We start from the raw sequence: 24082 nt of genomic DNA, 5'->3' as shown, positions 1-24082 counted from the left end.
GCCGCGGCGTCCTCGGTTGCTCGCGGAGGTACTCGTGCCTCTCGTCAGGTCAGCGGAAGATGCCCGTGTGGCCCAGGGAGTAGCGGCCCGGTTGGGGGTAGACCGCCAGGCCGTGGGGGCCGTCGCCGACCGGGATGCGGGCCAGTTGGCGGCCGGACCTCGTGTCGATGGCGTAGACCTCGGAGTCGTAGCGGCCGGCCAGCCACAGCACCTTGCCGTCCGCCGACACTCCGCCCATGTCCGGGCTGCCGCCGTCCGGCAGGTGCCACTTCTTCGTCAGCTTGTTCTTCGCGAAGTCGAACACGGAGATCGAGCCCTCGCCCCGGTTCGGTACGTACATCTCCTTGGAGTCGCGGGAGATGTACAGGCCGTGGCAGCCCTTGCCCGTGGGAAGGAGTTTGGGGGTGGTGAACTTCTCGCCGTCCAGGACCCACATGCCGTGCGCCATCATGTCGGCCACGTAGAACGTCCTGCCGTCCGGCGAGATCTTGACGTCCTGCGGCATCGCCCCCTCGAAGGGGAGTTTCTGCTGGCCGACGACCTTCATCTGCTCCGTGTCGACCTTGAGCAGTTCGCCGGAGAACTCGCACGAGACCACGAAGTAGCGGCCGTCCGCGGAGAAGTCCGCGTGGTTGACGCCCGCGCAGGTCACCGGCACGGTCTTCACCCGGTTCATGGTGTGCGGGTCGCGGAAGACCAGTTCGCGGTCCATGGAGGCCATCACGACCGCGTACTTGCCGTTCGGCGTGAAGTAGAGGTTGTACGGGTCGTGCACCTCGACCGGCTTGCCCGCCGTGCCGTTCTCGGGGTTGATCGGGGTGAGGGTGTGGCCCCGGTTGTTGTTGACCCAGAGCGTCTTGAGGTCCCAGGAGGGGACCACGTGCTGCGGCTGGATGCCGACCGGGATCGTCTCGATGACCTTGTACGTGGCCGGGTCGATGACCGAGACGGTGTTGGAGTTGGTGTTGGGGACGTAGACCCGGGCGGGGTAGCCGCGGGCCACCGGCGCGATGTTGCCGGGCCGGTTGGCGGCGTAGATGTCCTGCGGGTCGAGGACCGGCGGCATCCCCGGCAGACCGGCCGGGGCCGCCTTCTTGACCTGGGCGGGCGGTGCGGCGGCCTTGCTCCCGAGCGCCTCCACCGCGCCCTTGCCGGAGGAGTCCGCGCAGCCCGCGAGGGCGGAGAGCAGCAGCCCGGCGGCGCAGAGCGCCCGCACGCGGGTGCGGGCGCCGCGCGCGGGGCCGGGCCCGGGGGGCGTTGTGGCGGTGGGTGCGGGAGTCGGTGGGGTGTGTGGGGGCGGAGGGGGCAGCGGGGTCATGGTGTCAGCAGCTCCGTGGTGGTCACCGCGCGCAGCTTGCGGCGGTGGAGGTCGTCGAGGAGGGCGGGCAGCGCGGCGACCGTGTCCGCGTAGCCGAAGTGCAGGCTCACCACGGATCCGTTGCGGATCTCCCCGGCGACCTTGCGGGTGACGGCCGTCGCGCCGGGCGAGGTGAAGTCGAGCGAGTCCACGTCGTACGAGAGGACGTGCGGGTACCCGGCCCTGCGGGCCAGGCGCTGGACCAGCGGGGTCGCGTACTGGGTGCGGGACGGGCGGAACCAGGTCCCGATCGAGCCGGTGAGCCTGCGCAGGCGCTGCGCGCAGGCCGTGATCTCCTGGTACGCCTCCCCCTCCGGCATCTCGGAGACCGTGAGGTGGCGCTGCGTGTGGTTGCCGAGGTCGTGGCCGCCGTCGAGGATGCGGCGGGCCATGGCCGGGTGTTCGTCGAGCCAGCTGCCGACCGCGAGGACGGTGACCCGGGCCCCGGCGCGTTCCGCTTCGGTGAGGACGGCGCGGGCGGTGGCGGGATCGCCCTGGCCGTGGAAGGTGAGGGCCACCCGGGCGCGGTCCCGGGGTCCGTGCTCGATCTGCGCGGGGTGGCCGGGGAAACGGCGTGGGCCGCGGGCCGCCGCACCGCCGGAGGTCCCGCCGCCCGGGGACGTACCGGCCGAGGGGGTCGCGGCCGGCGGTGCGCGGTGGGTGCCGGCGGGGGGCGACGTGCATGCCGTGGCCGCCGGGAGGGCCAGCAACGCTCCGGCTCCGGCTCGCAGCACCGTACGGCGGTGTGGTGGTGGAGCGATCGGGCTCACCTCTCCCGGTGGGGTGGGGTCGGGCCGGGACGGGGTCGCCCCGAGTGAGCACCATAAATGTGAAAAGAGAAGAATTTGACGATTGAGGTGTTTGGGGGCGTTTTGAGGAACGGGGCGGGAGAGGCGGAGTGACACCAAGGTCGATCGCGAGTAGATCAAGGAATCACTCGGAGAACTTCATACTTATGCAAAGAAAACCAGGTGAGTGGCTCAGCTCACCAAGGATTCATCTTTAAAGCGTGATGGTTTGCGGCGTTATGCCCGAGTAGGAGCTTTTGGCTTGAAGCCACCTGTCTGCCATAGTCGGAGACACGAACCCCATTGACCCGGGCCAGTTCGTCGAACCAGGCCGTGGAGCACACCCCTTCCGCCCCGCGGCCCCCTCGGAAGCCCCCGCAGCGCGCCCCACCCCGGCGCCTGGGGGCTTCTGGCGTTTCGGGCGGATGCCCCGCGGGCCGACAGCCCACCGCTGTTCGGTGGACCGGGCCCCACAGCCCGGAGTCAGCGCTCGCGGTCCACGACCCGCATCTCGAACCACGTCGTCTTGCCCCGCGGCAGCAGGTCCACGCCCCACCGGTCGGACAGCTTGTCCACCAGGAACAGGCCCCGGCCGCTCACGTCCAATTCGTGCACGGGCATCAGGCACGGCAGTCCGCGGGACGGGTCGCGGACCTCGATGCGGATCCAGCCCCGGCGGCGCAGCATGCGCAGGCCGAAGACCCGCGCTCCGGTGTGCCGCACCGCGTTGCCGACCAGCTCGGAGACCAGCAGTACGGCGTACTCCGTGAGCTGCGCCGAGAGGCCCCACTGCCGTTGCACGATGCACTGGGTCAGCCGGCGCGCGTGCCCGGCCGATTCCGGGCGCGACGGCAGCCGCACCTCGCCCTCCGTCGGATTCCCGAACAGCTCCAGCACCAGCAGGGCCCGCTCGTCGTCGACGGCCGGCGCCCACCGCGCAGCCGTCGTCTGCCCCTGCTGCCGCGGTTCCTCCACATCCTCCAGCCCCGCCATGTCCCCCATCATGGCGGCAGCCGGAGCCCTCCGGGGCCGTTCCGGGTGAATCAGTCACCCAAAGCGACCCCCTGGCCGGAGGGCTCCCGGCATATGCCAGGAACAAAAACGTTCCACCGCGCCCCGCCCCACCTGCGGTTACCCCGCGCGCGCGAGTGATCACCGGGAGTGCGGCGGCGGGGTTTCTTAATCCTGTCTTAAGGCGGGGGCGGCCCGCCCGCCCGGGGGCGTCACCCCGGGCGGTGCGTTGACCCACCATCAACTGCTGATGCGTCAGAGGAATTTGGCCTTGCCCGGACCCTCCTCCACGAAGCTGCGCATGCCGCGCTCGCGGTCCTCGGTGGCGAAGAGTCCGGCGAACCAGGTGCGTTCGAGGGCGAGGCCGGTCTCCAGGTCGGCCTCCAGCCCCGAGTCGATCGTCTCCTTGGCCGCGCGCAGCGCGAGCGCCGGGCCCTGGGCGAGCTTCGTCGCCCACGCCTGGGCCTGCTCGTACACCTCGGCTGCGGGTGCGAGGCGGTCGACGAGGCCGAGGGAGAGGGCCTCGTCGGCCTTGACCATGCGGCCGGTGAAGATGAGGTCCTTGGCCTTGGAGGGGCCGATGAGGCGGGAGAGGCGCTGGGTGCCGCCCGCGCCGGGGATCAGGCCGAGCAGGATCTCGGGCTGGCCGAGTCTGGCGTTGTCGGCGGCGATGCGGAAGTCGGCGCAGAGCGCCAGCTCGCAGCCGCCGCCCAGCGCGTAACCGGTGATCGCGGCGACGACCGGCTTGGGGATGCGGGCGATGGCGGTGAACGACTCCTGGAGGTCGCGGGAGCGCAGGACCATCGCCGCGTGGTCCATGTGCTGCATTTCCTTGATGTCCGCGCCGGCCGCGAACACCTTCTCGCCGCCGTAGAGGATGACGGCGCGGACGTCCTCGCGGCGGGTCGCCTCCTCGGCGAGCGCGCGCAGCTTGTCCTGGAGGGCCACGTCGAGGGCGTTCATCGGGGGGCGGTCGAGGCGGATCGTGCCGACGCCGTTGGTGACTTCGAGGGTTGCGGTCATGGGAGCGAGGTTAACGGGCGCTCACGTCCTTGGCCCGTGCCGGGTGCGAACCCGGTGGCCCCGGAGGAAAGGACGGACGGGCCCGGCGCACCGTGTCGCGGTGTGCCGGGCCCGTCCGGGTGTGGCGCAGAAGTGCCTGCGAGGGGTTCGTAACGCGGCGGGAGTTACTTGGTCCACTCCGACCACGGCATGTTCCAGCCGTTCAGTCCGTTGTCCGGGGCGATCTGCTTGTCGTGGGAGTTCTTGACCACGACCACGTCGCCGACCAGGGAGCCGTTGAAGAACCAGGCAGCCGGGGTGCCGGGGTCGCCCGCGCCGCGCTGGTCGCGCAGGCCGACGCAGCCGTGGCTGACGTTGGCGGAGCCGAAGGTGCCGGAGGAGGCCCAGTAGTTGCCGTGGATGAAGGTGCCGGAGTTGGACAGGCGCATCGCGTGCGGCACGTCCTTGATGTCGTACTCGCCGCCGAAGCCGACGGTGGCGCCGTTCATCCGGGTCACCTCCAGCTTCTCGGTGATGACCATCTGGCCGTTGTACGTCGTCGTGGAGGGGGCGCCCGCGGTGATCGGGATGGTCCGGATCGTCTTGCCGTCGCGGACGACCTTCATGGTCTTGCTCTTGGCGTCGACGGTGGAGACCTGGCTGCGGCCGATGGTGAACTTCACGGTCCTGGTCTGCTTGCCGTAGACGCCGGGGCGGCCCTCGACGCCGTCCAGGTTCATCTTGACGGTGACCTTGGTGCCGGCCTTCCAGTACTTCTCCGGGCGGAAGTCGAGGCGGTCGTTGCCGAACCAGTGGCCCTCGATCGGCACCGCCGGCTCGGCGGTCACCTTGATGGCGCTCTCGACGGCGGCCGGGTTGGTGATGCCGCGGGTGAAGTTGAAGGACACCGGCATGCCGACGCCGACGGTGCTGCCGTCCTCGGGGCGGAACTCACCGATGAAGGTGTTCTTCGGGACGAGCGTGGTGAAGGTGGTGTCCTGGGCGGACGCACGGCCCTCGGAGTCCTTCGCGAGGGCGTGCACCTTGTACGTCGTGCTGGCGGCGAGGTGGTGGGCGGGTTCCCAGGCGGCGCCGTCGGCGGCGATCCTGCCCTCCACCTCGTTGCCCTTGGTGTCGGTGACCTTGACCTCGGACAGCTTGCCCTTGTCCGCGGTGATCTTCAGGCTGCCGCTGGTGGCGACGTCCTTGGCACCGTTCTTCGGTGCCACCGTGACGACTGCCTGGGAGGCCTTGGTGTCGGCCTGCTCTGCGCCCGGCTTCTCCTTGTCGGCCGGACCCGCCTTGTCCCCGCCGCCCCCGCCGCAGGCGGTGACCAGAAGGAGCAGCGCGCCCAGGACGACCGCGAGCAGTGTCCGGCCGCCGCGCCGCCGCGTCCGGGGCCGGTTGGCGGCGGGTTCCGAAAGTCCCGAACGGACGGATATCGGCTGCCTGTTCAATGTGGAATTCTCCCCTCGCGCACGGCCCTGACCAGGCCCGCACCCCCGTACGCAACTACCGCGCACTGCGCTAGACAATCACATCGGACGCGGCTGGAACTCCCCTCGTATGTCACCGTTCCGTCCCAAGTGGGAGCAGGTGCGGGAGTGACCGGGGCTCAGCGCAGGGCGGAGCCCGCGGTCCACTGTTCCCATCCCATGTTCCAGCCGCCGAGGCCGTTGTCAGGAGCGACCTTTCGGTCAGTCGAATTCACTACTTCCACGACATCCCCGACAAGGGTGCGGTCGAAGAACCAGCCGGCCGGAGTGTCCCCGCTGCCGCCCTTGACGTCGCGCAGCCCGATGCAGCCGTGACTGGCGTTGGTGGACCCGAAGACCCCGCTGGACCAGTAGTTGCCGTGCAGGAAGGTGCCGGAGGCGGTGAGCCGAACGGCATGCGGTACGTCCGAGATGTCGTACTCGCCGCCGAATCCGACCGTGCGGCCGTTCATCCGGGTCACGTCGTGCATCTCGCTGACCACCATCTTCCCGTTGTACGTGGGGTTCTTTGGCGACCCGGCGCTGATCGGCACCTCGGAGAGGACCTCGCCGTCGCGGGTGACGGTCATGGTGTGCGACTCGGCGTCGACCACGGAGGTCTGGTGGCGGCCGACGGTGAAGGTGACCGTCTTGTTCTGGATGCCGTACGCGCCCGGGGCGCCCTGCACGTCGCGCAGCCGGATGTCGGTGGAGACGCGGGTGCCCGGTTGCCAGTAGGTGCGCGGCCGGAAATCGAGGCGTTCCTTGCCGAACCAGTGGCCGACGACGGGGACGGCGGGCTGCGAGGTGATGCGGATGGCGCGCTCGACGGCGGCCCGGTTCTCGATGGGCCGGTTGAAGGAGAACGAGACGATCATGCCGGTGCCGACGGTGGAGCGGTTCTCGGGCTTGAAGTAGCCGATGAAGCGCTCGTCGGGGACGTGGGTGGTGAAGGTGGTGGTGCGGGCGTAGCGGCGGCCGTCCTCGTCGACGGCGACGGCCTGGACGCGGTACTTGGCGGCCAGCACCAGTTTCCCGTCGGGGCGGGAGGCGTCCGGCTGCCAGGAGGTGCCGTCGGCGCTGATCCTTCCCCGTACCTCCTGCTGCTCGGCGTCCTCCACCCGCAGCACCTTCACCCGCTCCAGCCTGGCGTCCGGGGCGCTCACTTCGAGGCGGGTGGCGGCGCCGACGTCCTTGGCGCGGTCGGCCGGGGTGATGGTGATCGTCTCCTCGGGGGTCGGCGGTTCGCTGTCGAACCAGGAGCCGACGCCGCAGCCGGTGAGGGCGAGGGCCAGGGCGGTGACCGACCCGGCGCGCAGGAGCAGTTGGGCCGCTCGACGAGGGAAACGTGAGTGCGAGCGCCACTCTGGGCAGAACAGCAGGGAGGACCTCATGTGGAGAGCCTGGCGGCAGGGACGCCGCTGTGCCGCTCGACTCGCCGGTCCCGACGAGCCGCGGGAGGCGAGAAGGTGTCGAGCGCACCCGAGCACAAGCCGCAGGTGGCACGGGAGGGCGGGGCGCCGCACGCCCCGCCCTCCGGTGCCGGAGCCGGAGTTCGGGCCGAACTGCCGACCAAAGCCGCAGCCGGCAACGGCCGGTGGAAACGGCCTGGTGAGAGCCCCCGTCCGCCCGTGTGGCCGGGGGCTCCCAACCCGCTGGGGGCCCGTTTCCGGGTGGGCCCCGACGGCGTGGCGGGCACCAACTTCGCGCTGTGGGCGGCCGGCGCGGAGGCGGTCGAGCTGTGTCTGTTCGACGAGGACGGCGCGGAGGTGCGGTGCCCGCTGGCCGAACTGACGCACGAGGTGTGGCACGGCTTCGTGCCGGGTGTCCACCCCGGACAGCGGTACGGGTTCCGGGTGCACGGCCGCTGGGACCCGTGGACGGGTGCGCGGTGGAATCCGGCCAAGCTGCTGCTCGATCCGTACGCGCGGGCGGTGGACGGCGACTTCCGGCTGCCGCCGCAGGTGTACGGACACGTACGGGACTGGCCGCAGCAGCAGGTGGCCGACACCGTGCGCGACGAGCGCGACTCGGCGCCGTACGTCCCCAAGGGGGTCGTGGTCCATGACGACGACGACTGGGCCGACGACCGGCGGCCGAAGACGCCGTGGGCGGACTCGGTGATCTACGAGCTGCACGTACGGGGCTTCACGATGCGCCACCCGGACATCCCCGAGGAGCTGCGCGGTACGTACGCGGGGCTGGCGCACCCGGCGGCGATCGCGCACCTGCGCGCCCTGGGGGTGACGGCGGTCGAGCTGCTGCCGGTGCACCAGTTCGCCCACGAGGACCATCTGCTGCGCCGGGGCCTGCGGAACTACTGGGGCTACAACTCCATCGGCTACTTCGCCCCGCACGCGGGGTACGCCGCGACCGGCACGGCGGGCCAGCAGGTCGGCGAGTTCAAACGGATGGTGCGGGCGCTGCACGCGGCGGGCATCGAGGTCGTGCTGGACGTGGTCTACAACCACACGGCCGAGGCGGGCGAGCTGGGCCCGACGCTGTCGCTGCGCGGGATCGACAACGGCGGCTACTACCGGCTCCAGGACGACCGGCGGCGGTACGCGGACTACACGGGGTGCGGCAACACCCTGCACGTCGTGCAGCCGCACGTGCTGCGGCTGATCACGGACTCGCTGCGGTACTGGGTGAACGAGATGGGGGTGGACGGCTTCCGCTTCGACCTGGCGGCGGCGCTGGCCCGGTCCATGCACGACGTGGACATGCTGTCGCCGTTCCTGGCGGTGATCGGCCAGGACCCGGTGCTGCGGCGCTGCAAGCTGATCGCGGAGCCGTGGGACGTGGGCAGCGGCGGCTACCAGGTGGGGGCGTTCCCCCCGCTGTGGACGGAGTGGAACGACCGGTACCGGGACGCGGTGCGGGACTTCTGGCGGGGTGCGCTGCCGGACGTGCGGGACCTCGGCTACCGCCTGTCCGGCTCCAGCGACCTGTACGCCTGGGGCGGCCGGCGGCCGTACGCCTCGGTCAACTTCGTCACCGCGCACGACGGTTTCACCCTGCGCGACCTGGTGAGCTACGAGCGCAAGCACAACGCGGCCAACGGCGAGGGCAACCGCGACGGGACGAACGACAACCGGTCCTGGAACTGCGGTGCCGAGGGCGTGAGCGACGACCCGGCGGTGGCCGCGCTGCGGCGGCGGCAGCTGCGGAACCTGGTGACGACGCTGCTGCTGTCGACCGGGGTGCCGATGCTGGTGGCGGGCGACGAGATGGGGCGCACCCAGGGCGGCAACAACAACGCCTACTGCCAGGACAACGAGATCAGCTGGGTGGACTGGTCGCTGCTCGCGGACCCCGGCTGGCGCGCCCTGTTCGACCTGACGTCCCGGCTGCTGGCGCTGCGGCACGCGCACCCGGTGCTGCGCCGCCGGGCGTTCTTCTCCGGCAGCCCCCAGCAGGCGGACGGGCTGCGGGACCTGGCGTGGTTCACGGCGCGCGGGGAGGAGATGACGCCGGAGGACTGGTACGCGCCGGCGGCGACGCTGGGGATGTACCTGTCGGGCCTGGACATCCCGGGCCGGGACGCGCGCGGCGAGCAGGTGGTGGACGAGAGCTTCCTGGCGATCCTGCACGCGGACGAGACCCCGGCCCCGTTCACCCTGCCCGGGGAACCGTGGGCCGCCGCGTACACCTGCGTCGTGGACACCTCGCGGGAGGAGCAGGGGGAGGCACCGGGGACGGTGTACGCGGGCGGGGAGAAGGTGGTGGTGCCGGGGCGGGCGGTGTTGTTGCTGCGGGTGTGTTCGGCGGGTCAGGAGGTGCGGGTGAAGCAGGTGTAGTCGGCCACGAGCTGCGACTCCCCGGATCCGATCCACAGGTCGTACGCGTCCTCATGGGCCCAGAAGTCGCCGTTCGAGGACCGCCAGGCACGGGGCATCGAGCCGTACTTCCCGTCACAGGCCTCCAGCGCCATGTCCATGGCCTTGTCGTAGGTGGCTCCCGGGACGTTCTCGTCGAAGGAGACATGGGCGAAGACCCGCACGTCGTGCGGCTTCGCGCAGTCCACCGGGCGCATCAGGGAGATGCCCGACAGGCCGGTGTCGGTGGTGCCGCAGGCACCGGGCCGCGCCGACTTCAGCGCCACGAGCACCTTCTCCGCGTCGTCGACGCCCGAGCCGCCGGGCAGCCCCTTGGGCGAGGAGCGGCCGAAGCCGGAGAGGGTGTACTCGGCGCGGAGCGTGGTGAGTCCCCGGTAGCTGGAGCGGTGCTTCTTCAGCACCGCGAGCACGCCGTCGAGCTGGGCGGTGGCCTTCCTCAGCCGGCCCTGTGCGTCGATGTCGACGGTCAGGGGGGCCGTCAGCCCGTCGCGCGCCCGGTCCGGGAGCAGCTTGTCCAACTGCTCGGGGAGAAGTGCCTGGATGTCCGCGGGAGTCAGGGGCGCGGTGTACCGGCGGATGCCGTCCGGCCGCACCTGCGGCGCTCTGCGGGGGGCCATCGCGGCGATGATGCCGGTCAACGGCACGGAGTAGGGCGCCGCATCGGCGTTCCTGTTCAGCATGTGCGACGCGTTCTCGCTGAACTCCTGGCTCATGCCGCGCGAGTAGCGCAGCCAGCGGCCGGAGGCGGTGCGGTAGTAGACGTCGCTGTCGACCACGGCGAAGTTCTTCTCGCTCGTACGGGACTCCTCGCCGATGTCGTCCAGCAGTCCGCGCGGGTGCGCGGCGGGCATCCGGAAGGTGGTCCGGGCGACCGCCGAATCGGTGAGGTAGTCCTGGTCGCCCTCTTCCGTCAGGACGATGTCGCCCCGGGCGGAGCCGTAGCGGAGCGTGGAGCGGAAGTGGGCGTTGCCGACCTCCTTCGTCGCCCGGCCTGCGGCGTGCACCTGGTCCCGCAGGGGCCTCTTGAAGAGTGCGTGCGGGCCGGTGGGCTTCGGCGAGGCGGTCTTCCTGGCCGGCGCGTCCGCCCCCGCCTCGCACGCCGCCAGCGCGACCAGCAGTGCCGCCACTGCCATCGCTCTCCACTTCTTCCCCACTGTCCCCACCCTTTTCGCTCACTTGTCCTCGCGCATGGTGCGGGCGGGACGGGTGGGGCGGCCAGCACGGGCGGGTCACGATCGTGGGCGGTGGGGCGGGTGGGGCCGTGGACCCAACGGTCAGGTGAGGATGCCTCGTTGGTAGCCGGTGGCGACGGCCGCGGCGCGGTCGTTGACGGCGAGTTTGGCGTAGAGGTGGGTGAGGTGGGTCTTGACGGTGGCCTCGCTGATGAACAGGGTGCGGGCGATCTCCCGGTTGGAGGTGCCCTTCGCGACCAGGGTGAGGACCTCGTGCTCGCGGGCGGAGAGGGCCGACTCGGCCGCCGGGGCGGGGCGCGGGCCGCGCACCTGGGTGACCAGGCGGGTGGCGACCGCCGGGGAGAGCACGGTGCGGCCGGCCGCGGCGGCCCGTACCGCGGTGAAGAGTTCGTCGCGCGGGGCGTCCTTGAGGAGGTAGCCGGTGGCGCCCGCCTCGATCGCGGGGAGGGTGTCGGAGTCGGTGTCGTACGTGGTGAGGACGAGCACCTTGGCGCGCAGGCCGCGGCGGGTCAGCTCGGTGATGGCGGCCACTCCCCCGCCGCCGGGCATCCGCAGGTCCATCAGGACGACGTCCGGGTCGAGCCGCGCGGTCAGTTCGACTCCGGCGGGCCCGTCGGCGGCCTCGCCGAGCACCTCGAAGCCCTCGGCGGCGGCGAACATGCCGCGCAGCCCGTCGCGCACCACCGGGTGGTCGTCGACGAGCAGGAGGGTGATGGGGGACGTGACGGGCGGGTTCTCAGGCATGGTTCACCAACGGTACGCGGGCGGATATGGCGGTGCCGAACCCCGGTTCGGACTCGGTGTCGACGGTGCCCGCCAGCCGTTCGGCGCGGGCGCGCATCCCGGTGAGGCCGAAGCCGAGGCCGGACTCCGCCCCGGGGTCGAAGCCGCGGCCGTCGTCGCGCACGTCGAGGGTGATCTCGTCGCCCATGTAGGAGAGGGTGACGCCGACGCGGCTGGCCCTGGCGTGCTTGGCGGTGTTGGTGAGGGCTTCCTGGGCGATCCGCAGCAGGGTCGCCTGGATCTCGTCGTGCAGCGGGGCGACGGCTCCGGTGACGGTGAACTCGGCCCGGGTGGCGGTGGATCTGGCCCACTCGGTGACGGTCTTCGCCAGCGCTTCGGGCAGGTCGTCGTGCTCCAGTGCGGCGGGGCTCAGGTCGCGCACGGAGCGGCGTGCCTCGCTCAGTCCGGTACGGGCCAGGGAGGTCGCCCGGTCGATGTGGGCGGCGGTGGCGGCCGGGTCGGGGCTGTCGGTGGCGGCCTGGAGCTGGGTGACGATGCCGGTGAGCGCCTGGGCGATGGTGTCGTGGATCTCGGCGGCGAGGCGGGTGCGTTCGGCGGTGACGCCCGCTTCCCGTGCCTGGACGAGAAGCTGCTCGTGCAGCCCGGCGTTCTCCGAGAGGGCCTTCTCCAAGCGGGCGTTGGCGTCCTCCAGCGCGAGGATGGTGGCGGCCTTCGCCAGCCGGTCGGCCTCCGCCTTGCGGCCGAGGTGTTCGAAGACCATGGTCAGTGCCGCGTGCAGGAAGAACAGTGCGACGAACAGGCCCCACGCCCCGCCGGACTGCGACAGCGCCATCGTCACCGCGGTGACCAGCAGCCCGACCCGACACCAGCGGCCGGGCAGCAGGTGCCCGGCGTCGAAGTAGCCGATCACCGCGTAGATCGAGTAGAAGGGGTTGAGGCAGGTCAGGGCGAAGGCGAGGAACGTACGCACCACGTAGTACGCGACGCAGGCGAAGTTGTGGGTGACGACGCCGGTGTCGGGGTCCACGGTCCCGCTCCACACCCCGGCCCACCCGGCCCACAGGTGCAGGGCGAGGGCGGTGACCAGCAGCGGGGGCACCGCGTAGACCTCGCCGGGGCTCATCTCCAGCTCGTCCACGGTGAAGGCCGCGATCACGGTGGCGAGGGCGAGCAGGGCGTAGGGGCCCCAGCGGCAGAACCTCAGCCACCACTCGTCGTGGTCGTTCATGTGCCGCCCCCCGGTCGGTCCGTGTGCTCCCGGCACCGTGCCGGTCATTCCCAGCGGAACCAGCGTGCCGCAGCACCGGTCAGTCCCGCTGCCCACAGGGCCATGATCCCCAGGTGCGACCAGTTCGGCCAGCTTCCGAGCATCGACCGGTCGAGGGCTTGGGACGCGGCACCGAACGGGGTCAGGCCCACGACGGTCTGGAGCAGGTCGGGCATCGTCTGCACCGGCAGCCACACCCCGGAGGTGAACATCATCAGGATGAACACCACCGAGCCGATGGCGGTCGCCGCCTTGGTGGTCGCGGCGATGGCGGAGAGGGTCGAGCCGAGGGCCAGCGCGCAGGCGGTCATCAGCAGCATCGCCAGCAGGTAGCCGGGCCGCCCGAACGGCAGCGCCACCCCGAAGGCGAGCCGGCCGACCGTGATGGCGAGCAGCGCGGAGACGATCATCGCGGCGCCGTGCAGGGCGATCTGCGCGCCCAGGATGGACAGCGGGCGCACCGGGGTGGTGGACAGCCGGCGCAGGATGCCGCGTTCTCGGTAGCTGGTGAGGACCGGCGGCATGGCCTGGATGGACGCCATGATCATGCCGAGGAGTACGGCGACGGGGACGTACAGGTCGATGACGCGGCGGCCCCCGAGGTCCGGGTTGGCCTCCCGGAAGGACGGGATCAGGCCGAGGATGACCAGCAGCAGGGTCGGGAATCCGAGGATCCAGAAGAGGGAGCCCGGTTCGCGGAGGAAGAGGCGGCCCTCCGCCCTGAAGACGGCGGCGAGGACCTTGTCGCCCTGGCCGCGGGCGCCGGCGGTGGGACGTGCGGGGGCGGATGCGGTGCTCATGGGTTCAGGCGGCCTTGTCTGTGAGGTGGGCGGTGGGGGCTGCCGGGGCGGTGCCGCGGTCCTCGGTGAGGTCGAGGAAGGCGTCGTCCAGGGTGGCGTCGGTGACCCGCAGTTGGCGTGCGGTGATCCGGCGCCGGGCGAGCAGGGTGATCACCGCGTTGACCGTGGCGTCGGTGCCGGTGATGGTCAGCTGCTCGCCCTTGCGGTCGACCGAGGCGGCCTCCGGGAGGGCGGCGAGGTCCTCGGGGCCGAGCGGGGCCGACGGCGTGAAGGTGATGACGGTGGAGCTCGCCGAGCGGCCGATCAGCCCGGCGGGGGTGTCCAGCGCGGCCACCCGGCCCTTGTCGATGACGGCGATGCGGTCGCAGAGGCGCTGGGCCTCCTCCATGAAGTGGGTGACCAGCAGGACGGTGACGCCCTGGGCGCGGACGTCCTCGATGAGCTGCCAGGTGTCGCGGCGGGCGCGCGGGTCGAGCCCGGTGGTCAGTTCGTCGAGGACGACCACCTTCGGGTTGCCGATCAGGGCGAGCGCGATGGACAGCCGCTGTTTCTGGCCGCCGGACAGCTTGCCGAACCGGGTGGTCAACTTGGCTGCCAGGCCCAGACGTTCGGCGAGCGGGCGCCAGTCGGCCGGGTTCGGGTAGAAGGCGGCGTACAGCTCAAGGGCCTCGCGGACCAGGATCTTGGGCTGGAGTTCGCTCTCCTGGAGCTGGGCCCCCAGCAGCCGGGTGACCCGGTCGTGGTCGGCCACGGGGTCGAGACCGGCGACCCGGACGGTGCCGCCGTCGGGGGTCCGCAGACCGCTGACGCACTCCACGGTGGTGGTCTTCCCGGCGCCGTTGGGGCCCAGGATGCCGAAGATCTCGCCCTCCTCGACGGTGAAGGAGACACCGTCGACGACCGGGCGGCCGGCGTAGGACTTGCGCAGTTCGCTGACTTCGATGAGGGGCATGGCAGGAGCTTCGCCCGACGGCCGCCGCGCCGGTATCGGCCATCGCGCTCGACCGGGGCATCGGCCGATCGGTTGATGCGGACGCCGATCGGCCGACCCGTCCCGTACGACACCCCGAGCGGGCCGAGGGCGGCGTCGGGGTCGCTTCGGGGGTACGGGCAGGAGTACGGAGCGGGGCCGGGCGTACCGGCTCGCCTGGCCGGGCCGGGGCGTGCTGCCCTGCGCCCCCGAATACTCACTGGGCCCCGGCGTGGGCGAATCGTAGGCTCAGGTCCGATGACCGATACACGCACATCCCCCGAGCCCACCACCGAAATACCGGACGCGCGCCGGACGCGCCAGGAGAAGCCTGAGAAGCGCTCCGCCGTGCGCTCGTTGCTGCGCCTGTGGCCCTACGTCAGACCCGTCCGGGCCCGCTGGGGCAGCGCGGCGGTCATCGCGATCGTCGCGTCGTGTCTGAGCCTGGTCATCCCGCTGGTCCTGAAGTGGATGGTCGACGGTCCGATCGCCGACCGCGACCCGGGCGGTGTCTGGCTGGGGGCCGGCGCGCTGCTGGGCCTCGGCATCCTGGAGGCCGCGCTCTTCGGGTTCCGGCGGTGGCTGGTCGCGCGTCCGCTCGCCGGGGTGGAGGCGGGGCTGCGCGCCGATCTCTACCGGCATGTGCAGCGGCTGCCGATGGCGTTCCACGACAAGTGGGCCTCGGGGCAGCTGCTGTCGCGAAGCACCACCGACCTGATGCTGATCCGGATGTTCCTGGCGTTCCCGCTGACCTTCCTGATCGTCAACGGCACGACGATCCTGGTGGGCTTCGTGATCCTGCTGATGCAGGAGTGGACGCTGGGCCTGGTGCTGATGGTGCCGGTGATCCCGCTGATGATCCTGTGTGCGCTCTTCGAGAAGAAGTACGCGCTGGTGTCGCGCAAGGCGCAGGACCAGGTGGGCGACCTGACGACGGTCGTCGAGGAGAGCGTGCTCGGCATCCGCATCATCAAGGGCTTCGGCCGGCACCGGGCGCAGGCGGAGGCGTTCCGCGAGCTGTCGAAGCGGCTGCGCGGTACGGAGCTGGTCAAGGCCCGGCTGCTGGCGGGGATCCTCGGGCTGATCACGGTCATCCCGGAGCTGGCGATCGGTGCGGCGCTGGTGCTCGGCACGATCCAGGTGGCGGACGGCGGGCTGTCGGCGGGCACGCTGGTGGCGTTCCTGTCGACGGCACTGGCGCTGCGCTGGCCGATCGAGTCGATCGGGTTCCTGCTGGCGATGAGCCAGGAGGCGGCGACGGCGACGGACCGCTTCTTCGAGGTGCTGGACTCGCCGCAGGAGACGGACCCGGAGGGCGCGGAGCCGGGTGCGGGCACCGCCGGGGCCGGTGCGGAAGCCGGGGCCGGCGCGGAAGGCGGGGCCGATGTGGAGGCCGGGGCCGGTACGGGAACCGGGGCTGGTACGGAGGGTGGTACCGCGGCGGCCGGCGGGTCCGAGGCGTCCGGTGGTCTGCGGTTCGAGGGAGTGGAGTTCCGCTACCCGGACGCGCCCGCCGACTCCGTACCCCTGCTGGAGCGCATCGATCTGCACATCCGGCCCGGTGAGACGCTCGCCCTGGTCGGGGCGACCGGCAGCGGCAAGACGACGCTCACCGCGCTGGTGCCGCGGCTGCACGAGCGGACCGGCGGCCGGATCACGCTCGACGGACGGGACATCGACACGATGCCGCGCGCCGAGCTGCGCGAGCTGGTGGCCGTGGCGTTCGAGGAACCGACCCTCTTCTCGGCGACGGTCGGCGAGAACGTGCTGATGGGCGCGGGTCCGGACGCGGGTGACGAGGAGTTGCGGCGCGCGCTGGGCATCGCCCAGGCCGACTTCGTGCACAAGCTGCCCCAGGGCGCGGACACCGAGGTCGGCGAGCAGGGGCTGAGCCTCTCCGGGGGCCAGCGGCAGCGTCTCGCGCTGGCCCGCGCGGTGGTGGGCAAGCCGCGCTTCCTGGTGCTCGACGATCCGCTGTCGGCTCTCGACGTCCATACGGAGGCCCTGGTGGAGGCGGCGCTGCGGCGCGTGCTGGCCGACACCACCGCGCTGGTGGTGGCGCACCGCCCGTCCACGGTGATGCTCGCCGACCGGGTGGCGCTGCTGTCCGGCGGCCGGATCGCCGCCGTCGGCACCCACCACGAACTGCTGCGGGACAACGCCGAGTACGCCTGGCTGATGTCGGGTGCACAGGAGCCGGACGGGCCGACAACCGGTGCCCGGGAGACGGAATCGCCCGAACCCGGCGGACCGGAGACCGGATCACCTGGTTCCGGTGAGCGGGCGAAGACCACCGCCGACAAGAGCCTGCACGAGGGAGCGGACGCGTGACCACCATCGACCAGGGCAAGCCGCCCGTGGCCCCCGACCGGGCGGCCGGTGCCGCCGCCTCGGCTTTGGCCGTCGACCCCTTCGACCAGGACGAACTGCCGTCCCCGCCCGGCGCGACCTGGCGGCTGCTGGGTTCGCTGCTGCGTCCGCGCCGCGGGTACGTGGCCCTCTCGGCGCTCTTCCTCCTCCTCCAGCAGGCCGCCATCCAGGCGGGTCCGCTGCTCGTCGCGTACGCCATCGACCGGGGCGTCCCCGCCTTCCGCGACCACGACCACGGCCCGCTGATCGCGGTCGGCGTCGGTTACCTGATCTGCTCGGTGGCCTCCGGCGCGCTCCAGTACGCCTTCTTCCGCACCTCCGCGCGCGTCAACCAGGACGTCCTGCTCGACCTGCGCGGCCGGATCTTCCGGCACGGGCAGGCGCTCAGCGTCGACTTCCACGAGCGCTACACCTCGGGGCGGCTCATCTCCCGGGCCACCACCGACGTGGAGTCGCTGCGCGAGCTGCTCTCCGAGGGCCTCCAGGAACTGATCGCGGTCGTCCTGTCCTTCGTGTCCATCTCGGTGCTGCTGCTCTGGCTGGACCTGGGCCTGGGCGCGGTCGCGGTCGCCTCGTTCGTACCGCTGTACCTGCTGGTGCGGCTGTACCAGCGGCGGGTCGGGGTCGTCTTCAGCCACCGTTCGTCCGCCATCGCCGCGGTGATCGTGAAGTTCGCGGAGACCCTCAACGGCATCCGACCGGTCCGCGCCTTCCGCCGCGAGCGGCCCAACGACGAGGCCTTCGCCGCTCTCAACCGCAAGCACGAGATCTCCAACGGCGACTCGCTGCTGGAGATGGCCCGCTACGTCGTCGGCTCGCGCCTGGTCGCGAACACGGCCGTCGCGGGCATCGTCCTGTGGGGCGCCTACCGGGTCGCCTCCGACACCCTCGCGCTGGGCGTGCTGGCCGCCGCGGTCCTGTACCTGCGCAGGCTGTACGACCCGATCGACCGGCTCGGCATGTTCCTCAACTCCTTCCAGTCGGCGTCCGCCTCGCTGGAGAAGATCGCGGGGCTGCTGGCCCAGGCCCCGACGGTGCCGGAGCCGGCCGAGCCGCGCCCGCTGCCGGTGCAGGACTCCGCGCACCCGGGCCGCGAGGTGGAGTTCGACGGGGTGCGGTTCGCCTACCGGACCGGCGGCGAGGTGCTGCCCGCCTTCGACCTGACGCTGGGCGCGGGACAGACGGTCGCGGTGGTCGGCTCGACCGGCGCGGGCAAGTCGACGCTGGCCAAGCTGCTGGCCCGGTTCTACGACCCGACCGAGGGCCGGGTGCTGCTCGACGGCACCGACCTGCGCGAGCTGTCCGTCCCCGAGCTGCGGCGCGGGGTCGTCATGGTCACCCAGGAGGCGTTCCTGTTCTCCGGGACGGTCGCCGAGAACATCGCGATCGGCCGCCCGGAGGCGAGCCGCGCGGAGATCGAGCAGGCCGCGAAGGAGATCGGCGCGCACGACTTCATCATGGGGCTGCCCGACGGCTACGACACGGACGTACGCAAGCGGGGCGGCCGGATCTCCGCGGGCCAGCGGCAGTTGGTGGCCTTCGCGCGGGCGCTGCTCGCCGACCCGGCGGTACTGATCCTCGACGAGGCGACCAGCTCGCTGGACATCCCGGGCGAACGGGCGGTGCAGCGCGCGATGCACACGGTGCTGCACGGCCGTACCGCCGTGGTGATCGCACACCGGCTGTCCACGGTCGAGGTCGCGGACCGGGTGCTGGTGATGGAGCACGGGAGGATCGTCGAGGACGGCGCCCCGGCCGAACTCATCGGCGGCGAGGGCCGGTTCGCGGACCTGCACCGGGCGTGGCGGGACAGCCTGGTGTGACGGCAGCGGCGGGCCGTCCGCGCGGCCCGGCAGTTGCACCGGGAATGCCGGGACCGGGAAGCCCCTTCCCGCATTTCGCGGGGCGCTTCCCGATTCCGCGTCAATTCCCGGTGAACTGCTTGTGGACGCAGTTCTTGTACTGCTGGAAACTGTCGGGCCGGTAGCACTCCTGCGTTTTGTCGGCGTACCAGACGAAGAGGGCGGCGGCCAGGGCGGACACCACGATCGCGATGAGCGACGTCACCACACCGGCGAGGGCCCTGCCCCGGCCGGTGCCGGTCCGCCCGGCCGTCGCCAGCGCGACGACGCCCAGCACCAGACCGATGCCGCCGACCAGTCCGCCGATGACGAAGATCGACGTGCTCAGGCCGACGACGCCGAGCACCAGGGCGGTCCGGGCCAGGCCGTTGGCGGGTGCGGTGCGGTGCGGCGGCACCGCCGTGCCGGGGCTGCTCGCCGTTCCCCAGGCGCTCAGCGTTCCCCGGGCGCCCGCCGTTCCGTGCGTGTTCGGCATTCCGTGCGTGTTCATCGTTCTTCCTCCGGTCGACTTCTCAGGACACGAGTTCTCAGGGCACGAGTTCTCAGGGCACGATCCTGACTTCGCGGCCGTGGACGCACATCACGGAAAGGCGGGAGAATTCCCTCCCCCGATCGGGGGAGGCCGCCGGGAACCGTCCGGCGATAATGGGAAAATCATGTTCAGGGGAATTCGGCCGTTGCTGCGCGGCTCCACTTATTCGGGAATGCTGTTCGCCTACTGCGGCGCGCTGGCGGGCCTTCCGCTGCTGGCTCTCGCGATGCTGCCCGCACTGGCGTGGCCGTCCGCCCCCTACGGGGCGCAGGCCGCCCTGGTGCTCCTGTTCTGGGCGGTGCTGATCGGCGCGGTGGGCCTGGTCCGTCCGGTGCGCCGGGCGCTGATCGCGTGCGCCCGCCCCCTGCTGAGGGTGCCGTTGCCGGACCCCGCCGCCGTGCCGTCCGGCGCGGACCGCTGGCGGACTCCCCTGTGGCTGCTGCTGCACGTGGTGCTGGGGTGGGCGGGGGCGCTGACGAGCGGCGTGCTGGTCCTCATGGGGATCACGCTGCCCGGGGGCCGGCTCGGCGCCGAAGCGGGGCTGAGCCTGTTCGGCCTCTCGCTGCGGTCCGACGGGGGATGGCGGAACTGGGTGCTGGCGCTCGGCTGCCTGCTGCTCGCGGCGGTGGTGTGCGGGCTGGTGACGGGCGCGCTGCGGTGGCTGGCGCCGCGGCTGCTGGGCCCTTCGGCGGGCGAGCGGCTCGCGCTGCTGGCCGAGCGGGAGCAGCGGCTGGCCGAACGCAACAGGCTGGCCCACGAGTTGCACGACTCGATCGGGCACACGCTGACCGCGACCACGATCCAGGCGGCGGTCGCGGGCGAGGTGATGTCCGCGGACCCGGTGGCGGCGCGGGCCGCGCTGCGCAGCATCGAGAAGTCGGCCAGGGCGGCGCTGGAGGACCTGGACTACGTACTGGGTGTGCTGCGGGAGGAGGAGGCGGCGGAGACGGCGCCGACCAGGTCCCTGGCCGATCTGCCCGACCTGCTCGACCGGTTGCGGCACGCGGGCGCGGTCCTCGACGTGACGCTGTCCGGGGAGTTGGCGCAGGTGCAGGGGACGCTCTCCCGGGCCGCGTACCGGATTCTCCAGGAAGGGCTGACGAACGCGCTGCGGCACGGGGCGGACGGCCCGATCGGGGTCCGGGTGGCGGTCCTGCCGGACTGCCTCGAACTGGCTGTGGTCAACGGGGCGGGCGGGGGCACGCGTACGGGCGCCTTCCGGACCTCCGGGCACGGGCTGCCCGGCCTCGCGGAACGCGTGCGGCTGCTGCACGGCGAGATCGAGGTCGGCCCCCACGGCCCCCGGCAGTGGCGGCTGTCGGTACGGCTGCCGGTGCGGGTGTCGGCATGAGCGGCACTGGCACGGGTATCGGCACGAGCGGCCCCGGCGCGGATGTCGGCACGAGCAGCCCCGGCACGGATGTCGGCATGAGCGGCCCCGGCGCGGGCTCGGCCGCTCCGCCGGGCGGCGGCTCCTCCCCCGCCGGTGCGCCCGTCACCCTCTTGATCGCGGACGACGACGAGGTGACCCGCAGCGGTCTGCGCACCCTGCTCTCGGCGCAGCCGGGAATCACGGTGGTCGGCGAGGCCGCCGACGGCGTCGAGGCGGTCGAGCAGGTGGAGCTGCTGCGGCCGGACGTGGTGTTGATGGACGTACGGATGCCGCGGCGCAACGGGATCGAGGCCACCCGGCACCTCCTCGCCCACCCGGCCCGGCCGGCCGGGCCGCCGAAGGTCGTGATGATCACCACCTTCGAGAACGACGGCTACGTCACGGCGGCGCTCGGTGCGGGGGCCAGCGGGTTCGTGCTCAAGCGGCTTCCGGTGCGGCAGATCGCCGAGGCGGTGCGCGTGGTGGCTGCGGGAGAGGCGATCCTCTTCCCGGCGGCCCTGCGCCGGATGGTCGCCGCCCGCCCGCTGGGCTCCGCCGAGGCACTGCCGAGGGCGGCGCTGACGGAGCGGGAGGAGGAGGTACTGCGGCTGATGGCCACCGGCCTGTCCAACCCGGAGATCGGGCAGTCGCTGACGGTGAGCCCGGAGACGGTGAAGACGCACGTCGGGAACGTACTGGCCAAGCTCGGCGCGCAGAACCGGACGCACGCGGTGGTGATCGCGTACGAATCGGGCCTGGTGGTACCGGGCCTCACCGGCTGACGCACGACCGGGACGGGGCGGGGCGGCGCAGGTGCCGGGGGGGCTTACTGGTCGGCGGCGCGCTTCTTCGGCGGCCGGGGTTCGGCGCCGTCCGAGAGGTGGCGTACGACGACTTCGCCGATCTCCGCGAACGCGGCGTGCTGTTCGGGGGTCAGCAGGTCGATGAAGTGGCGCCGTACGGACTCCACATGGAGCGGGGCCGCCGCCTCCAGGGTGCGCAGCCCCTCGTCGGTGAGGGTGATCTCGGCGCACCGCGCGTCGCTCGCGCTCCCCTTGCGGACGATGAGGCCGCGCTGCTGCATGCGGGTCAGGTGGTGCGAGAGGCGGCTGCGCGACCAGAGCATCCGGGCCGCGAGGTCGCTGACCCGGCAGCCGCGCTCCTCGGTCATGCTCAGGTGCGAGAGGACGTCGTAGTCGGCGTCGGAGAGTCCGCTGTCGCGGGCGAGGTCGCGGGAGACCTGCGCACCGAGGAGCAACTGCATGCGGCGGTAGGCCTGCCAGGTGCGCTGTTCGGCGTCGGTCAGCCAGCGGGGGGCGTCGGTGGTCACGTACGACAGCGTACCGAGAATTGATTGACACGTCACCGAACCGACCTCTAACGTAATGAGTGACACGTCAACCATATGGAGGCACCGTGGCTCGCCCAGACCGCAGTCGACGGACTCCGGGCGGCGCCTCCTGGCAGCGCAGGTCGGCGCAACTGACGTTCGGACTGGTCCTGTTCGGCATCAGCATGGCGCTGATGATCGCGGCGGGGCTGGGCGCTTCCGCCTGGGACGTGCTCCACCAGGGACTCTCGCGCAGCACGGGAATCTCACTGGGCCTGGTGGTGGCCGGGGTAGGCGCGCTGGTGCTGCTGGCGTGGATACCGCTGAAGGTGCGGCCGGGCGTCGGCACGGTGCTCAACATCGTCGTCGTGGGCCTGGTCGCGGACGGGGTGCTGCGGATGCTGCCCGCGTCCGTGGACAGCACGGCCCTGCGGATCGCACTGCTGGTCTCCGGCATCCTGCTGAACGCGCTGGCCACAGGCCTGTACGTGGGCGCGGGACTGGGCCCCGGGCCGCGCGACGGCCTGATGACGGGCCTGGCCCGGCACGGCATCTCGATCCGCGTGGCCCGCACGGGCATCGAGCTGACGGTGCTGGTGGCGGGGTGGCTGCTGGGCGGAACGGTGGGGGTCGGGACGGTGCTGTTCGCCGCGACGATCGGGCCGCTGACGCAGCCGGCACTGAGGCGGTTCACGCTGACGCGGCGGTGAACGCGGCGGGCACGCCCCTCTTCCCCTCTCCCCAACCCCATTCCCCCGACCACCGAACGTCGTTAACCACGTCACCTCACACCACCTCACTCCACTCCACTTCGCCTCACTCCACTCCACTTCGCCTCACTCCACTTCGCCTCACTCCACTTCACACAAAGGAACACCCATGTCTCGCCTGTACGTGATCGCCGCCAGCACCCGTCCCACCTCCTCCGGCCGACCGCTGGCCCACTGGGTGGCCGAACTCGCCGCCCAGCGGCCGGAATTCGAGGTGACGACGATCGACCTCGCGGAGGTCGGACTGCCGCTGCTGGACGAGCCGGAGTACCCGTCGACGGGCCGGTACGCCCACCCGCACACCCAGCAGTGGAGTGCGACCATCTCGCCGGCGGACGCGTTCGTCTTCGTGATGCCGATGTACAACGGCGGGTTCACCGCCCCGCTGAAGAACGCGATCGACTCGCTCTACGCCGAGTGGCAGGACAAGCCGGTGGGCCTGGTCAGCTACAGCGCGGGCCCCTCGGGCGGCGCCCCGGCGATCACGATGATCCGGCCGGTACTGGAGCGGGTCGGACTGCGCCCGACGACGGCGACGCTGTCGGTGGCCGGAATCGAGGGCCTGGTGGACCGGACGGCGGGAACCTTCGAGGCGAGCCAGGAGGTACGGGCCGGGGCGGACGCGGTGCTGGACGAGGTGGCGTCGCTGGTGGGGGTGCCGGTGGAGGCGGGAGTCTGAGCGAATCGTGCCGGCGGGGGGTGCGTCCATCTCATCTGCGGCCCCGCCGCACGGGGCGCGCCCTTCAGGCCCCCGGTCCTGCCCCACGGTACGGCTACCGCCGCGGGGCGCGTGCCCCTTCAGTGGCACGGGGCTGTACCAATGTGCGCCTACCGCCGCGCGGGCACGAGCACGCGCCCCGTCAGGGGCGTGGGGCTGTACCAATGTGCGCCTACCGCCACGCGGGCGCGAGCGTGACGCGCCCTTCAGGGGCGCGGGGAACTGCGCGAGCAACCCCACTCCTCCCGCGCGGTACGCACTCTCCCTCGGCGGGCCCGCCACCCGGGGCCCGGGGCGGAGCCCCGGTTTCGGGAAGGGGCGGGGTGGGGTGAAGCTCCGCGCAGCGGGCCACTTGGGTGCGGAGCGGGACCCGGGCCGGGGCCGGGCGGGACCGGGGCACAGGGGTGCGGCTCCGCCGGGGGCCGCCCCCTTGCCCGCCCGTCCCGCCCCCCGGGGGGCGGCCCCGCCGCCCAAGGAGGCGGGGCGGGGGGGGTGCGGCACCGCCGCCCGAGGGTGGTTACAACCTTTTCAGGAAGGTCGCACCACACCCCACCCCCATCACACCCACCACAGGAAACCGGCCACCCGCCCCTCCCGTGTCCGCCCCGTGGAGGCGGGCGGTCCGCCCACCGCTGTCCCGTTTTCCGCGCGCCCCCGTTTGCGATGGCGCGGTCCGCACGGG

The 24082-nt window shown here is 72.0% G+C and carries 20 protein-coding genes; 7 read left to right on the top strand and 13 right to left on the bottom strand.

Annotated features, from left to right (window positions below; genetic code table 11):
* Positions 1-49 precede the first annotated feature (49 nt).
* From ACFYVL_RS27135 to ACFYVL_RS27110, 6 genes are all read right to left on the bottom strand, one after another.
* Positions 50-1318 (bottom strand): YncE family protein, encoded by a 1269-nt coding sequence (locus ACFYVL_RS27135; protein ID WP_389249193.1) that lies wholly within the window; start codon positions 1316-1318, stop codon positions 50-52.
* Positions 1315-2118: a polysaccharide deacetylase family protein gene (locus tag ACFYVL_RS27130; protein ID WP_389249240.1), complete on the bottom strand. Its 804-nt coding sequence runs from the start codon at positions 2116-2118 to the stop codon at positions 1315-1317. The genes ACFYVL_RS27135 and ACFYVL_RS27130 overlap by 4 nt, the downstream gene beginning before the upstream one ends.
* A gap of 510 nt (positions 2119-2628) precedes the next feature.
* Positions 2629-3138: an ATP-binding protein gene (locus tag ACFYVL_RS27125; protein ID WP_389249191.1), complete on the bottom strand. Its 510-nt coding sequence runs from the start codon at positions 3136-3138 to the stop codon at positions 2629-2631.
* A gap of 273 nt (positions 3139-3411) precedes the next feature.
* Positions 3412-4179 (bottom strand): enoyl-CoA hydratase/isomerase family protein, encoded by a 768-nt coding sequence (locus ACFYVL_RS27120; RefSeq protein ID WP_389249189.1) that lies wholly within the window; start codon positions 4177-4179, stop codon positions 3412-3414.
* Between the two features lie 164 nt (positions 4180-4343).
* Positions 4344-5615: an Ig-like domain-containing protein gene (locus tag ACFYVL_RS27115; RefSeq protein ID WP_389249187.1), complete on the bottom strand. Its 1272-nt coding sequence runs from the start codon at positions 5613-5615 to the stop codon at positions 4344-4346.
* A 158-nt stretch (positions 5616-5773) separates the two neighbouring features.
* Positions 5774-7027 carry an Ig-like domain-containing protein gene (locus tag ACFYVL_RS27110; protein ID WP_389249185.1) on the bottom strand — a complete coding sequence of 418 codons (1254 nt, stop codon included), beginning with the start codon at positions 7025-7027 and terminating at the stop codon, positions 5774-5776.
* Between the two features lie 75 nt (positions 7028-7102).
* Between ACFYVL_RS27110 and glgX the strand changes: the two genes are divergently transcribed.
* Entirely contained in the window at positions 7103-9433 is a 2331-nt protein-coding gene (gene glgX / locus ACFYVL_RS27105) for a glycogen debranching protein GlgX (protein ID WP_389249183.1), read from the top strand.
* On the opposite strand, the gene ACFYVL_RS27100 is transcribed toward glgX, so the two are convergent.
* The 5 genes from ACFYVL_RS27100 to ACFYVL_RS27080 all read right to left on the bottom strand — a co-directional run bounded on the left by ACFYVL_RS27100 (position 9406) and on the right by ACFYVL_RS27080 (position 14428).
* Positions 9406-10605 (bottom strand): hypothetical protein, encoded by a 1200-nt coding sequence (locus tag ACFYVL_RS27100; RefSeq protein WP_389249182.1) that lies wholly within the window; start codon positions 10603-10605, stop codon positions 9406-9408. The genes glgX and ACFYVL_RS27100 overlap by 28 nt on opposite strands.
* A gap of 141 nt (positions 10606-10746) precedes the next feature.
* Complete coding sequence (locus tag ACFYVL_RS27095) at positions 10747-11409, bottom strand: response regulator (RefSeq protein WP_389249180.1); 663 nt, start codon at positions 11407-11409, stop codon at positions 10747-10749.
* A complete protein-coding gene (locus ACFYVL_RS27090; RefSeq protein WP_389249178.1) occupies positions 11402-12637 on the bottom strand; it encodes a sensor histidine kinase in 1236 nt (411 codons plus the stop codon). Before ACFYVL_RS27090 ends, ACFYVL_RS27095 begins: the two co-directional genes overlap by 8 nt.
* 44 nt (positions 12638-12681) lie before the next feature.
* Entirely contained in the window at positions 12682-13476 is a 795-nt protein-coding gene (locus ACFYVL_RS27085; protein ID WP_389249176.1) for an ABC transporter permease, read from the bottom strand.
* 4 nt (positions 13477-13480) lie between these two features.
* A complete protein-coding gene (locus ACFYVL_RS27080) occupies positions 13481-14428 on the bottom strand; it encodes an ABC transporter ATP-binding protein (RefSeq protein ID WP_389249174.1) in 948 nt (315 codons plus the stop codon).
* A gap of 276 nt (positions 14429-14704) precedes the next feature.
* On the opposite strand from ACFYVL_RS27080, the gene ACFYVL_RS27075 reads away from it, so the two are divergent.
* Positions 14705-16777: an ABC transporter ATP-binding protein gene (locus ACFYVL_RS27075; RefSeq protein ID WP_389249172.1), complete on the top strand. Its 2073-nt coding sequence runs from the start codon at positions 14705-14707 to the stop codon at positions 16775-16777.
* 26 nt (positions 16778-16803) lie between these two features.
* Entirely contained in the window at positions 16804-18639 is a 1836-nt protein-coding gene (locus ACFYVL_RS27070; RefSeq protein WP_389249238.1) for an ABC transporter ATP-binding protein, read from the top strand.
* 100 nt (positions 18640-18739) lie between these two features.
* On the opposite strand, the gene ACFYVL_RS27065 is transcribed toward ACFYVL_RS27070, so the two are convergent.
* A complete protein-coding gene (locus tag ACFYVL_RS27065) occupies positions 18740-19168 on the bottom strand; it encodes a DUF4190 domain-containing protein (RefSeq protein WP_389249170.1) in 429 nt (142 codons plus the stop codon).
* Between the two features lie 166 nt (positions 19169-19334).
* On the opposite strand from ACFYVL_RS27065, the gene ACFYVL_RS27060 reads away from it, so the two are divergent.
* Both ACFYVL_RS27060 and ACFYVL_RS27055 read left to right on the top strand, forming a co-directional pair.
* Entirely contained in the window at positions 19335-20561 is a 1227-nt protein-coding gene (locus tag ACFYVL_RS27060) for a sensor histidine kinase (RefSeq protein WP_389249168.1), read from the top strand.
* Between the two features lie 77 nt (positions 20562-20638).
* The gene (locus ACFYVL_RS27055) at positions 20639-21364 is read left to right on the top strand and encodes a response regulator (protein ID WP_389249236.1); all 726 of its coding nucleotides are present in this window, start codon (positions 20639-20641) and stop codon (positions 21362-21364) included.
* 44 nt (positions 21365-21408) lie between these two features.
* Here ACFYVL_RS27055 and ACFYVL_RS27050 read toward each other — a convergent pair whose 3' ends face one another.
* Positions 21409-21912, bottom strand: a complete 504-nt coding sequence (locus tag ACFYVL_RS27050) for a MarR family winged helix-turn-helix transcriptional regulator (protein WP_389249165.1) — start codon at positions 21910-21912, stop codon at positions 21409-21411.
* A gap of 86 nt (positions 21913-21998) precedes the next feature.
* Between ACFYVL_RS27050 and ACFYVL_RS27045 the strand changes: the two genes are divergently transcribed.
* Together ACFYVL_RS27045 and ACFYVL_RS27040 are read left to right on the top strand one after the other, a co-directional pair.
* Entirely contained in the window at positions 21999-22622 is a 624-nt protein-coding gene (locus tag ACFYVL_RS27045) for a YitT family protein (protein WP_389249163.1), read from the top strand.
* Between the two features lie 169 nt (positions 22623-22791).
* Positions 22792-23361, top strand: coding sequence for an NADPH-dependent FMN reductase (locus tag ACFYVL_RS27040; protein WP_389249161.1), 570 nt, complete (start codon positions 22792-22794; stop codon positions 23359-23361).
* Positions 23362-24082: the final 721 nt, after the last annotated feature.

Origin of the sequence: Streptomyces sp. NPDC004111 (genome assembly GCF_042874215.1) — a bacterium.
Lineage (GTDB): Bacteria > Actinomycetota > Actinomycetes > Streptomycetales > Streptomycetaceae > Streptomyces.
This window is presented reverse-complemented; position numbering and strand designations above follow the sequence as displayed.

Coding starts and splice junctions, on each gene's coding strand:
- ACFYVL_RS27120 (WP_389249189.1), bottom strand. CDS start 4,179: ATGACCGCAACCCTCGAAGTCACCAACGGCGTCGGCACGATCCGCCTC.
- ACFYVL_RS27040 (WP_389249161.1), top strand. CDS start 22,792: ATGTCTCGCCTGTACGTGATCGCCGCCAGCACCCGTCCCACCTCCTCC.
- ACFYVL_RS27080 (WP_389249174.1), bottom strand. CDS start 14,428: ATGCCCCTCATCGAAGTCAGCGAACTGCGCAAGTCCTACGCCGGCCGC.
- ACFYVL_RS27125 (WP_389249191.1), bottom strand. CDS start 3,138: ATGGCGGGGCTGGAGGATGTGGAGGAACCGCGGCAGCAGGGGCAGACG.
- ACFYVL_RS27085 (WP_389249176.1), bottom strand. CDS start 13,476: ATGAGCACCGCATCCGCCCCCGCACGTCCCACCGCCGGCGCCCGCGGC.
- ACFYVL_RS27090 (WP_389249178.1), bottom strand. CDS start 12,637: ATGAACGACCACGACGAGTGGTGGCTGAGGTTCTGCCGCTGGGGCCCC.
- ACFYVL_RS27075 (WP_389249172.1), top strand. CDS start 14,705: ATGACCGATACACGCACATCCCCCGAGCCCACCACCGAAATACCGGAC.
- ACFYVL_RS27055 (WP_389249236.1), top strand. CDS start 20,639: ATGAGCGGCCCCGGCGCGGGCTCGGCCGCTCCGCCGGGCGGCGGCTCC.
- ACFYVL_RS27065 (WP_389249170.1), bottom strand. CDS start 19,168: ATGAACACGCACGGAATGCCGAACACGCACGGAACGGCGGGCGCCCGG.
- ACFYVL_RS27100 (WP_389249182.1), bottom strand. CDS start 10,605: ATGGCAGTGGCGGCACTGCTGGTCGCGCTGGCGGCGTGCGAGGCGGGG.
- ACFYVL_RS27110 (WP_389249185.1), bottom strand. CDS start 7,027: ATGAGGTCCTCCCTGCTGTTCTGCCCAGAGTGGCGCTCGCACTCACGT.
- ACFYVL_RS27095 (WP_389249180.1), bottom strand. CDS start 11,409: ATGCCTGAGAACCCGCCCGTCACGTCCCCCATCACCCTCCTGCTCGTC.
- ACFYVL_RS27060 (WP_389249168.1), top strand. CDS start 19,335: ATGTTCAGGGGAATTCGGCCGTTGCTGCGCGGCTCCACTTATTCGGGA.
- ACFYVL_RS27135 (WP_389249193.1), bottom strand. CDS start 1,318: ATGACCCCGCTGCCCCCTCCGCCCCCACACACCCCACCGACTCCCGCA.